This window comes from Runella aurantiaca, from assembly GCF_003339505.1.
In the GTDB taxonomy this organism is placed as follows: domain Bacteria; phylum Bacteroidota; class Bacteroidia; order Cytophagales; family Spirosomataceae; genus Runella; species Runella aurantiaca.
The window spans coordinates 62,573-75,227 of sequence record NZ_QPIW01000026.1 but is presented as its reverse complement, the minus strand read 5'-3'; the positions used below and the strand labels follow the sequence as shown (position 1 = coordinate 75,227).

Below are 12,655 nucleotides of genomic sequence, written 5' to 3'. Positions count from 1 at the left end.
AAAAGTGCCGGGTTACTCGATTTCCACCACCACATCTTTCGACAACGGATGCGCCACGCAGGTAAGAATATACCCCGCCGCTAACTCTGACTTGGTCAGGCCGTCGTCCTCGTCCAAGTGCACCTTGCCCGACGTGCATTTGCCCATGCAGGCCGTACACATCCCCGCCTGACACGAATAGGGCAAATCAATGTCCAATTCCAGCGCCGCTTCCAGAATCGTTTGGTGCGGCTCTACCATAAATTTATACTCACTCCCTTCGTACAAAACGGTGATTTCCTGCGCTTTGAGGCTACCGTCATCGTCCTGCTCCACTACCTCTCCCACCGTATGAGCCGTTCCGAAACTTTCTTTATGCACTTTTTCGTCGGGCACTTTCAGCAACGACAATGCCTCCTTTGCTTCCACCATCATCCCCTCTGGACCACAAAGATAATACTCCGCGGCCGTGGGAACAAAGCCTTCTACTTCTTCCAATAACTTCAAAATATGCGGTCGGTTCAACCTCCCTTCATGCCCTTCCCAACCATTTAGCGGCTGACTGAGGGTATATTTTAACACAAACCGAGTACCAAACTGCTGCGCCATTTCGGCTAGTTGCGCCTTAAAGATAATCGAAGATTCATCGCGGTTGCCGTACAAGAGTATTACGCGACTTTCGGTTTCTATTTTCAAGAGAGATTTAGCAATCGACATCAACGGCGTAATACCACTCCCCGCGCCTATCAGCACCACAGTGCGGGCGTTGCGGGCATCTGGCTCCACCATAAAATGCCCCATGGGTTCTATCACTTCAATGAAATCATCGACTTTTACGTGGTCGATGAGCCAATTAGACACCAAGCCACCCGGTACTCTTTTGACCGTTACGGCGGGGGCCGTGTCGGTGTGAGGTGAGCTACTCATGGAGTACGAACGTCGTACTTTCTGCCCGTCGACGGTCACCAACAAGGTCAGAAACTGCCCCGGCTTATACTTTATCATTTCACTCAACGGATGCCAAAACGCAATCGTAACGGCTTCTGCTGTCTCTTTTATGACTTCTTTTACTTTCAGATGATAATACTTCATTACAAGTTTGTCTAAATCACTACAGTTTGGTTGAGCCATCAAGCCTCCCCAATTTTTATTCAATTAAACGCAAAATTACGGGATAGGTTTTCAGTAACAGCATTTCGCGGTGATTATTCCTTCACAATTTCCCGTAAAAAGAATTCTCTCTGCTCCTTGGGTAGCTCATAAATGGCTCGTTTATCCTTCTCCAACACATAACGGCGGTAGGTTTGCAGCATTAGATAGGAGATTTTTAGGGCATCGGGAAGGCCATAGCCTTCTTCTATTAGTTTTTCAAAGTGTAGGATTTTTTCTTTAGTTATTTTTTTTTCATTCTGAAGAATAAATACAATCGCATCTGAAATTCTATCCAGTTCTACTTTTAGCTGATTTTCATGAGAATTTAAGAAAATAGTACCTGTTTCTATAGCTTTTCGATAGTATTCAACCGCTTTTTCAAAATCTTCTTTTTCTTCATGAATTACTCCTAAGTTATGCCATGCCTGATGAAAATTAGGTTTAATATCAATTGATTTGTGATAATAGATTAAAGCTTCATCATAGTCTTCTTTTTTGTAATAGGCATTTCCTATGTTAAAAAATGTCCAATAATCATCAGGTTTAATAACAGTTACCCTTTGATAGCTCTCTATTGCTTTGTCATAATCCCCATTCTCGCGATATGCTTTACCTAAGTTATAAAATGCCTGATAAAAATCAGGTTTAATCGCAATTGCTTTTTGATAGCTCTTAATTGCATTATCGAACTCTAGTTTAGCAGAATATGCATTCCCGATATTATAAAAAGGCTCCGATAAATCCGGTGTAATCTCAATAACTTTTTGAAAATTTTCTATTGCTTTCACATAATTGCCTGTTTTAGAATATAATACGCCCACATAATGTAGTAATTCGTAATCATTAGGCTCTATTTCAATGACTTTTTGATAAGATAAAATCGCATTGTCATATTCATGATTGGCATCGTAAGCAATACCTAAATTATAAAATGCCTCATAGTCATCAGGCCTGACCTTAGTTACTTTCTTATAATATTCTATTGCATTCTTGTAATCTCCTTTATTATAAAATTCATTTCCTACCTCAAAAAGATAATTTATATCTTCATCTCCAATTTTCCCCTCTTTTAGTTTAATTGCAATAGCTCTTGCCCTCGCCTGATAATCATACAAATAATCCTGTTTCAACTTTTCATTACTTTCCTCTAAATGCAATTTCCAGAAACGTTCTTTTTGACCTTCCAACTCATTGATGTTGTACCAATTAGCTAAAAAATCAATAAACAAAGGGGTAATTCCTTCGGTATGCTCGCCAATGGCTAAGCTAATACGTAACAGTGGTTCGCTGAGGTCGTAGAGTTTATTTCGACCATCAGCAGGGTCGGTATAAGCTTCCAGCAGATGAGAGCGTTGGAGGTCAGAAAGCTGTTTGGAAAGAGATTTTTGGTCAATAAAACAATCCTTGGAGATGTCAGTGCCATTGCGGGGCGTTACGGCCAAGGCCAAATAATGCACAATCTTTTGCTGTTGCGGCGGCAAATAGCGAATATACGTTTCGTAATAAGGTTTGAGGTCGTTGAGGGTCTTCAAGAAAATATCTGAGAGTTTTGCCAACGTATCAGCTTTCAGAAACTCATAAAAAGTCACCAGTAAGCGGTGATTACCTTTGACTAACTCATGAATGGCGCGTACCTGTCCAATGCCTTTTCCATTTAAGTGGTCAATCACGGCTTGATTATGCTCCGTTTGCGCAAGGGTACGCAATAGTTCGAGTGAGTCTTCGTAGGTAAGTCGTTTGAGGTAAATAGTGGTAAAAAACTGATAAAAAGGACGGTCTTCGCGTCCCAAATCAGGGCTGAGGGCCTGCGCCGTAGCCATGATGCTAATGCGGTTGTGGCGATACAACCACGAACGCAATTTGGCTTGCCCCGTTTTATTTAATGCCTCCAAAATGGCATCAAAATTCTCGGTTAAAATCAGTAAAGGTTTATCCGCCACATAGTCAGCTACGATTTGCTCCGCCAATTCTTCCTGTCGAACCGAGGGAGTTTCGCGTAGAATCGAAAGTTTTTGCTGCAATAGTTCCGCATCTGCTGCATACCAACGAATAAAATCTTTGATGATACGGACCAGAAAATCCAAATAGCTCGCTACATCATAAGCTTCCTCTACAAAATACGCCACCACGATTTTACGGTTTTGCACCAACGGCTGAATACGGTGATATAACACACGCAGCACGTGCGTTTTTCCCATGCCTCGATTGCCAATGAGCATGAGTTGGACATTGATACCGTGTTCGGCAATGTCGGTGGCTTGCTGCGTGAGCATATCGACCGTTTTCTGCCGGCCAATCAGTAATTTCTCTAAAATTTCGGGCTTTACGCTCTTCGCTCCAAACGACAAAAACGTACTGATACCTGTTTGAGCTAAGCTTTGTTGAGTTTCCACCATTGTTGGATGAGTTTGTACTTGAAACGATAAGAACGTGTTTCATTCTCGATGACTCGACGTAAATATTGGTCTTTAGTAAGCAATCTAAGCACCTCTTGAATGGCTTTGTCATCGGCTTCAAGGCTTTCTTTAATTTCGTCTTCGCTCGTAATTGTTCCTTTTTTTGACAGATAATTTAAGACCTTGAACATAATATCTGCCTGTTTGGGATAGTAGGTCGAGATACGCGTATCCAACTGCTCAAAAGTAGAATCTTGGTCAACATTGGTTAAAAGTTCATCAAATGCCTGATAAACAGTATTACGACTGATTTTCGAGTCAAACGAATTTTGTAGTATTGCAAAGAGTTTGTTGATGTAAAAAGGTAAGTTTTCGGTCACTTGGCAAATGGCATTGATAGCCTCCTCCTTATTCTCTGTAAATGTAAAACCCGATAATGCCAAGCATTCACTCAAAAAAACAGCATCGCTGTCGTTCATTGCTTCCAATGAATATTTTGCGGCATCATTGAAAGGTTCGGCGGTGTAGCGAAATTCTGTTCGTAAGTGATTGAGAACGACTTCCAATCCTACAGAACCACAGATAACAAACCTGATTCTGCCTTTGTCCTGCAAACTTTGCCGAAGGCTTCTTAGTAGACTTAACAATTCTATAGCATCTTGGGCTTTTCCATTCAAAATCCATTGCCAAAGCATATACGGCATTTCGTCCAAAATCAAGGTGAGACTTTCGTTTTCCTGATGATTTCGGTCAGCTAAATCTTCAATGCAAGCCGATAAAGCCTTCTTCCATTCCGTTTTAAACTCAGGCAGCTTGAATGAAAGCTCAGGTAATTGAGGCAGTTTTACGTCAATTTTTTCGGGTTTGAATTTATTGTAAAGCAATCGACAACGCTCCAATTGCACTTTGAGCCAACCATAATTTTCTTTACTGCGAAGTTTATCTAAAAGATTGTCTGTCAACTCCGTCACATCAACAACCTGCATCAAATCAAAGTGAATAGCCTTATTTAGGCGATTTTCTTTGACGGTGACATAGGCGAATTTTTGAAGAAAAAGCGTTTTTCCCATTCGCCGTATTTCCGACAAAACCACGCTTTGAGATTCTGTCAATTTATACAATTCTTCGATTTCAGTAAGCCGTCCAACTACTTTATCTGGAGGGATTGTCCCAACTGTTGGAGCCAATTTATAATGCTTTTGCATTTCTATATATTTTTATTGAAATGCAATTGTACGATAAATTTATCGTACGACAAAAATATCTTACAACAAATTTGTCGTACGATAAAAAATGGCTATTTCTGGAGAAAGCGTCACAATAAAAGCAATTCCTAATTTGAAACTTTTAGCCGTACAGTTTGGTTTTTAGGGGTAGACAACGCATTTTGAATCAACTGAAATATAAGACACAATGGTCACGGTAACGGATAAAGCAAAAGATAAAATCTTTGAATTGCGTAAAGAAGAAGGGCGTCCCGACGATAGCCACATCCGGGTGGGTGTGCAGGGTGGCGGCTGCTCAGGCTTGATGTACAACCTCGAATTTGATTCTGAAAAACAACCCACCGATATGGAGTTTGTCGACAAAGGCATCAAAATTGTGGTCGATAAAAAAAGCATTCTGTACTTGGCGGGTACCGTATTGGACTTTTCGGACGGACTCAACGGAAAAGGTTTTCAGTTTGTCAATCCCAACGCCAGCCGTACTTGTGGCTGTGGCGAAAGTTTTGCCGTATAGCTTTTTCTGATTTTAATATCTCTTTCAACAAAAAAGACGTCGATAACTCGACGTCTTTTTTGTTGATGTTCAAAAGCGATCGGTGACCGCAACGACCATACCCCTATGTTCCCTTAACTCGCTCCAAACAAATTCATTTCAACAAACTCATTCCTGAACTTTCCATCAGGGTCATGCTTGGCCATCAAAGCTTTGAATTCAGGCAATTTTTCAATTCTGGACTGCAACACTGAAGGCTTCAACGTAAATAGTTTTCCCCAATGCGGCCGTGGATTGAACGGCGCAAGCGCTTCTTCGATGAGCGGCAACAATTGCATCACTTCTGGAATCTCTTGTTTCCACGTAAAGTGAAACGCCACGCAAGTCTTTTTATAAAACGGACTCATAAATAAATCATCGGCAGCAATGGCCCGTACTTCTGTAATCATCAGATGAGGCGATACCTTTTCATTCAATTTTTCAATGGCCATAAAGCCTTCGTAGGCGTGCTCAAAAGCCACAAAATACTCCGACTGCAATTCTTTACCACTGCTGGGGGTAAAGCCCATTTTGAAATGCGGCATCCGCTCGTACCACGGGCCTTCTACGCCCATTTGGTCGGTGCAATTGATGGGGTCGAGGGCTTCGATGGGGTGGAGGTTTTTGGTAGCTAAGGTTGCGCCGAAATACGCGGGTGCTATGTCTTTCATGTCTTCGGCTTTGCTTTTTATCCACACTTCACTGACATTCTTTTTGGTCCAATCCGTAAACAAACTCACACTGTACCCACCCGACATAATCGCCTCAAAGTTTTTCTCTAACTCCGACATTGGTAAATTTTGGTAAACAACCTGCTTCATTTTGAAGGTCGGTTGCAGGTCAAGCGTCATTTTGGTCACGATGCCAATCGCGCCCAAGCCAACCACTGCGGTCAAAAATTCATCACCGTCTTTTTCGCGGGACAAATTCACCACTTCACCCTTGCCATTGACCATTTCCATGGCTGAAACCGCCGTGGCTAAACTGCCGTTTTTGATTCCCGAACCGTGCGTAGACGTAGCACACGCCCCCGCCACTGAAATATGCGGAAGCGACGCCAGATTGGGCAAGGCGTAGCCATTGTCATCTAGGTATTTACACAATTCTCCGTACTTGATACCCGCCTCTACCGTCACGGTGTTCTTCTCTTTGTCCAACGAAATAATTTTGTTGAATTCTGCCGTGGAAATTTGATTTTCGGTACTGTCCGCAATTTTATTAAAACAGTGTTTGGTACCTAAAGCCCTTACTTTTTTACAGCTTTTGATGGCTTCTTGCAATTCAGCCACCGTTTTTGGCGTATGCAAATTGTCGGTGCTGTAAGTCAGGTTACCCGCCCAATTGGTACGAGCTTCGGCTTTTTTACACGAAATTAAGTGATTCAACATGGTCCCAGTAAGTAGCACAGAGGAGGTTTTCAGGAAAGTACGTTTGTTCATGGTAGAGGTTAGGTTAAGGTAGTTCTTGGATAATTATATCCTTATACGCCACTTCCGCTTTTCCGCCCCCATGGATTTGCAAGCCAATCAGGCCCGATTGCGGAATGCTCTCGTCGGGTTCGGTATAATCTACGGTCTGCTGACCATTTAAAAGGATACGAATCCTGCGATTTTCAGCCCGAACTTCAAAGTCATTCCAAGCCCCGGGCTTCAATATTTTTTTAACGAGCGCCGCGTCGGGGCCAATCAAGGTTTTATTTCTTCTTGATTCGTCGTACAAACTTGCCCAGTAATTATCTCCCAAATCGGCCTGATAACCAATCATTTCGTAGGCAGGATTGGTCAATCGTTTGCTGCGAAACTGTACTCCAGAATTGATAAAACCCTCCGTACCCGCCAATTTGAATTTGAGTTTCAAGATAAAATTTGAAAAGCTACGTTGGGTACAAAGAAAGTCATTGTGCGGCACTTTGGTCACGAGCGAGCCACCCACAAGCGCCCCGTTTTCGATCCGCCAAGTAGTGACGGTATCGCCTTCCCAGCCCTTAAAACTTTTACCATCAAACAGCCGAACCGCTTTTTGGGAGGGAATCAGAAAAAGGTTAGTAAGGGTAAGGATACCCGCCAGTGAAAAAATCAGAAGATGCTTTGCCATGAGAGATGCCTTGTTTTATCTACTGTTTTAAAGGCAATTTGGGCTTTATCTACTATCTCTGAAAAAACCACAAGACGCTCCAGCAGTTCACTACACTTCATCGGTGATTAACTTCCTCACTACAACGAGAATGGCCCAATCGTAGGAGACAAAAGACAAAGCCATTAGGCTTTTTTGGGGGTAAATGAGGCAATAAAATTGCTACCGTATAGGCCAAAATATTTGCTTGATTGCTCGTTTTCGAGTTCGTTGGTTTTTTGGGTAAGCGTCTCGTGCAGTTTTTGAAAATCTTCGGGCGTTTTACACTTCAACAACTCGCTGTTTCCGAAATTCACAAGATTGTGAAACGAAATCCGGCCCTCTTCCCGTAACCTCCAGGTTTCAAAAACTTTAAATTGTAAAACGATGGTAGATGCTAACGAGCCAATCAACGGAATGACGGCGCAAATGAGCTTAATGTTAGGAGTCCAGGTGGCTTTGGTTTGAAAGGCGACAAAAATAGAGGTTAAAAATCCGCATAATAATGATACCAGTTGAAGCATGTACCAAACTCGATGATTTCGCTTGGCAACTTTGGCGTACCAAATTTCATATACCTGATGAATCTTGTCAATAAACGCAACCAGCGACTCTCGGTCATTGTGCTCTTCTTCAGTCATGTTAGGCATTTGTTTAGGGGTAGAATGTTTATGAGGGTAATAGAAATAAAATCCGTCTAACTATTCATTTCTAACGCATTTTTTGGGCATTATCCGCCCACTGCTCCACCATTCATTTTATACCAAAAAGGCTTTTGTATTCTTTTCAAAAATAGAAAATATTCCTAAATAACCGTTCTCCTCCCTGTACTTTTCCGCCAAAAAAATCGTAATCTCAATTTCTTTTTTGAGGGGGTATCAGCTGCCATTGTTTTCGATTAAACGGTTGGGAAATTAACACAAACTATCTATACCTTTGCTTAGCAGTCCGTTTCTACGATTTCAGCGCCTGAAACCTGCGATTTATTTCCGAATACCTCCCCTACTTTTTGCCCAAGGCAAACGCATTTAAAGCCACGCTCTCCAGCGATTATCGGCCACAATACTCATTTTTTCATTGCGCTTTTTCTTACCTGTCCTCTTTATGTTTTTTAACCATTGTTCAGCCATGAAAACACATTTCCTTTTAGCGGCATTCTCCCTTTCTTCCCTCTTACTCCGCGCCCAAACCTTGCCCAATCCCATTCTGTTTTGTACCCAAGTGCCTCAACCATTTGGGTTTGCCACCAGCTTAGAAACCTTCGGCAATCATCAGGCAAGCACCTTTTCGGCTCCGCGAGGCGGCGACCTTTACATTCGCTATCCCGACGGCTCGTTGAAGAATCTGACCCAAACGGCAGGTTACGGCCAAACGGGAATGCAGGGCGCTACGTCTATCGCAGTGCGTGACCCGTCTGTGCATTGGAGTGGCACCAAAGCATTGTTCAGCATGGTCATCGGCTCGGCTACGGCCCGTTATCAGGTTCAGAGCTACCGTTGGAAGTTATACGAGATTACAGGATTAGGTAAAAATGATACCCCTGTGATTACGCTCGTGCCCAACCAACCGGTGGGCTACAACAACATTCAGCCGATTTATGGCACCGACGACCGCATTCTTTTTACGACCGATATGCCCCTTGGCGGGGCTGCGCACCTGTACCCACAGCACGACGAATACGAATCTTCCCCTATCGTGTCGGGGATTTGGCGGCTCGACCCCAACGCTTGTTCGATGGCCGACGGGCTCGAAATGTTGACCCATTCGCCATCGGGAGATTTTACGCCAACCATTGACCACGCTGGGCGCGTCATCTTCACCCGATGGGACCACCTTCAGCGCGACCAACAGGCCGATGCGGACATCATCGACAACACAGGTTACGGCACTTTTAACTACGCCGATGAAACCGCCAACGCCACCAAATCGTCCATTTTACCCGACGTAGAAATCTTTCCTGAGCCGCGTCCTGGCCGAACCGATTTACTTTCGCTGCCGCAGTGGGCCAATACCAATCCCCAAAACTTCAATATTTTTAATCCTTGGATGATGAACGAAGACGGCACCGAAATGGAAATGCTCAACCACTTGGGCCGGCACGAAATGGGGAATTATATGACGCAAAATTTTACCAATGACCCCAATCTCCACGATTTCTACACGCCCATCAGTCCGACCCCAATTCGGGCGATGTTTCATATTCGCGAATCCCCCGTCACGCCAGGTCTTTATTACGGAATCGAAGCCCCCGAGTTTGGTACACACGCCTCAGGAATGGTGGTAAAAGTAAACGCACCGCCCGGAATGCACCCCGAACAAATTACTTTTACCTACATTACGCACCCCGACACGCGCTCTCCCGACGAAACGCCCAGCGCAAACCACAGCGGCATGTATCGCACTCCCCTGCCGCTTTCGGATGGACAGGTCATTGTTTCGCACTCACACGCAACCGATTATGATGAAAATATAGGCACTTCTGGCGCTCCGCTCAGCAAATACGATTATCGCATTCGTCTTTTGGAAGCCGCTGGGGGCTATTTTAAAGCCTCAGCCACGGCTTTGACGGGAGCTGGCATCACCAAAACCGTATCTTGGTGGAGTCCCGATGAGTTATTGACGTATTCTGGCATACTGTGGGAAACCTATCCCGTAGAAGTAAAAGTCACCCCGCGTCCTACCACGCCTACCCTCAATTTGCAAACCGTTGCGCCTTCTGAGCAGGCACTTTTTGCGGCGGCGGGCGTGAATTTGCACGATTTTCAAAAATTTCTCCGCCGCAATAACCTATCCGTCCTTGCCATCCGGGATGTCACCAGCCGGGACGATGCCGACCAACAACAACCGTTTAATTTAAAGGTGTCGGGCAGCGCCCACCAAACCATCAATCCAGTTAGCCCCTCTCCTGTTTATGAGGTAAAACACCTCCAATTTTTACAAAACGATTTGTTGCGCGGTATCGGCGGAATGGCGACGCCCAAACCCGGACGAAGAGGCATTGCCAAGTTTTTGCATGACCCCGCGGCCGTCGTTTATAATCCGCCAACCACTGGTGCCCAAGGCAGTGCCAATATCCATCCAGACGGCTCCGCCGCGATGATTGTACCCGCCAAACGCGCCCTGACTTGGCAACTAACCGACGCCAATAATAAAGGAATTGTACGGGAAAGATTATGGATAAGCACCAAAGCAGGTGAGGTACGAACCTGCACGTCATGTCACGGCGAAAGCACGTTGAACCAAGCTGGCTCACCCTCGCCCGCCAATGCCCCGCAGGCTTTGACTACGCTACTGAATTACGTAAAAGGAATCGACCGCGACAACGACGGCATCAAAGATATTTACGATGCTTTTCCTACCGACGCGGCACGGCATATTGCCGAGCCTGTAAATGAGCAGTTTGTTGCCAACTTAACCCATTGGATTAACCAAAACCTTGACAATGATGCCGTTGGGTGGACTACAGAAAGCAACACCTGTCATGCCAACGCCGCCGTAATCAATAACCGAGCCACCGATAATACTGGAAAAATAGACCAGCTCAGGCGTTTTGTTGACCTTTCCAACATGGATTCTGCCAGCCTTACTTTTGACGTAGCCTATGCCCGTTATGATGCCGTAAAATTCGACAAACTTAGGGTTTGGGGCATTTCGTGCGACGGAAACCAACAACTCCTTTATGATAAATCAGGAAGTACGCTGGCCACGGCTCCCGACCAAACGGGGCTTTTTACCCCAGCAGATTGCAGTCAATGGCGGAAAGAAACCATTAATTTATCGGGCTATGCCGGCAAAACCCTAGAGTTGGTCTTTGAAGATGTGGGCGGATGGGGCAATCGTTTGTTTTTGGACAACATTCTCATTCAGGAAACGGGCGCTTCTCCTCCCTGCCCCGATACCCGCCTTGTGTCAGGAACCATCACCACTGGAAAATACGACGCAGCCACAACAATTGTCACCCAAAACGGTGGGCCAACAGCGGTTTCGGCGGGCACAAACGTACTGCTGAACGCGGGAAAATCAGTCACCCTTCAACCAGGTTTTGAAGCCCAAAGTGGCAGTATTTTTAAAGCATATATTGGCGGATGCGGCTATTAAAGGTTAAATCATCCTTGAAAGCAGGCACAAAATGCGCCCCATAAGGGAGTATTAAATGATTGTTAAAATTTACACGTTTCCAAATGAGCCTCACTACCACTCGTTTAGGCCATTCTTTCATTTATAATGTTTAATTGGGAAGTAAGTCCCTTCAAAAAATCAAAATCGTTGCTTTGCTAAGGGTTAACTGCCAACTCCTTACTACTAAATCGTGAAACATTTAACATTTTTTACGTGGAACAGTTTGGCAGAGTCCGAATAAAGATGGATATTTGAAGGCGGTAAACCTAACAACAATGGGCAAAATTATAGCAATAGCCAACCAAAAAGGTGGCGTCGGTAAAACGACCACTGCCATCAATCTGGCAGCAAGTTTAGCAGTACTGGATTTTAAAACCTTAATCGTAGACGCTGACCCTCAGGCCAACTCTACGTCGGGCTTGGGTTTTAACCCCAAAGAAATCGAATACAGCATTTACGAATGTATGGTAGAAGGTGTCATTCCTCAGGAAGCCATCGTAGAAACCAACTTCGAGAATCTGTACCTTTTGCCTTCCCACATCGACCTTGTAGGAGCGGAGATTGAAATGATTAATCTCAAAAACCGCGAGGAAAAAATGAAGGAAGCTTTGTGGCCCATCAAAGAAGACTACGATTTTGTCATCATTGACTGCTCTCCCTCGCTGGGTTTGATTACCATCAACAGCCTCACGGCCGCCGATTCGGTGATTGTACCCGTGCAGTGCGAATATTTTGCGTTGGAAGGTTTGGGTAAATTGCTCAATACCATTAAGATTATCCAAACCCGACTCAATACCAATTTGGCCATCGAAGGCATTTTGCTGACCATGTATGACATGCGCGTGCGCCTTTCCAACCAAGTCGTCAATGAGGTAACGGCGCATTTCAAACACATGGTTTTCAATACCATCATTCCCCGAAATATCCGTCTCAGTGAATCTCCAAGCTACGGTGTTCCTACCATTGCGCAAGATTCCGACAGCAAGGGCGCGGTCAGTTATCTTAACCTTGCCCGCGAAATTTTAAGTAAGAATGGGCTGCTTGAACAGGACGAACAAACCGTACGAAAAGCCAATTAATCTCCCGGCGGGCCGTTTTGTCCCGCTTCATTGGCATGCGTAACGGTTTTACAAAAAGTT

General features: G+C 44.5%; 9 protein-coding genes. 3 read left to right on the top strand and 6 right to left on the bottom strand.

The genetic code is table 11. The features are described 5' to 3' along the window. Window positions 1-12 precede the first annotated feature (12 nt). From DVG78_RS23525 to DVG78_RS23515, 3 genes are all read right to left on the bottom strand, one after another. Window positions 13-1,071 (bottom strand): ferredoxin--NADP reductase, encoded by a 1,059-nt coding sequence (locus DVG78_RS23525; protein WP_114463508.1) that lies wholly within the window; start codon window positions 1,069-1,071, stop codon window positions 13-15. A gap of 113 nt (window positions 1,072-1,184) precedes the next feature. Continuing rightward, window positions 1,185-3,527: an ATP-binding protein gene (locus DVG78_RS23520; protein ID WP_114463481.1), complete on the bottom strand. Its 2,343-nt coding sequence runs from the start codon at window positions 3,525-3,527 to the stop codon at window positions 1,185-1,187. Beyond that, window positions 3,503-4,732 (bottom strand): ATP-binding protein, encoded by a 1,230-nt coding sequence (locus DVG78_RS23515; RefSeq protein ID WP_114463480.1) that lies wholly within the window; start codon window positions 4,730-4,732, stop codon window positions 3,503-3,505. The genes DVG78_RS23520 and DVG78_RS23515 overlap by 25 nt, the downstream gene beginning before the upstream one ends. Before the next feature lie 208 nt (window positions 4,733-4,940). Here DVG78_RS23515 and DVG78_RS23510 point away from each other — a divergent pair, with 208 nt between their 5' ends. Further along, the gene (locus DVG78_RS23510) at window positions 4,941-5,267 is read left to right on the top strand and encodes a HesB/IscA family protein (RefSeq protein WP_114463479.1); all 327 of its coding nucleotides are present in this window, start codon (window positions 4,941-4,943) and stop codon (window positions 5,265-5,267) included. A 113-nt stretch (window positions 5,268-5,380) separates the two neighbouring features. Here DVG78_RS23510 and DVG78_RS23505 read toward each other — a convergent pair whose 3' ends face one another. The 3 genes from DVG78_RS23505 to DVG78_RS23495 form a co-directional block, all read right to left on the bottom strand. Beyond that, a complete protein-coding gene (locus DVG78_RS23505; RefSeq protein WP_114463478.1) occupies window positions 5,381-6,724 on the bottom strand; it encodes an FAD-binding protein in 1,344 nt (447 codons plus the stop codon). 13 nt (window positions 6,725-6,737) lie between these two features. Further along, complete coding sequence (locus DVG78_RS23500) at window positions 6,738-7,379, bottom strand: 3-keto-disaccharide hydrolase (protein ID WP_114463477.1); 642 nt, start codon at window positions 7,377-7,379, stop codon at window positions 6,738-6,740. A 164-nt stretch (window positions 7,380-7,543) separates the two neighbouring features. Then, window positions 7,544-8,047: a DUF4231 domain-containing protein gene (locus DVG78_RS23495; protein ID WP_114463476.1), complete on the bottom strand. Its 504-nt coding sequence runs from the start codon at window positions 8,045-8,047 to the stop codon at window positions 7,544-7,546. Window positions 8,048-8,525: 478 nt separating this feature from the next. Between DVG78_RS23495 and DVG78_RS23490 the strand changes: the two genes are divergently transcribed. Then, window positions 8,526-11,495: a 3-coathanger stack domain-containing protein gene (locus tag DVG78_RS23490; RefSeq protein WP_158550081.1), complete on the top strand. Its 2,970-nt coding sequence runs from the start codon at window positions 8,526-8,528 to the stop codon at window positions 11,493-11,495. A 296-nt stretch (window positions 11,496-11,791) separates the two neighbouring features. Further along, on the top strand, window positions 11,792-12,595 hold the full coding sequence (locus DVG78_RS23485) for a ParA family protein (protein ID WP_114069637.1): 804 nt from the start codon (window positions 11,792-11,794) through the stop codon (window positions 12,593-12,595). Window positions 12,596-12,655 lie beyond the last annotated feature (60 nt).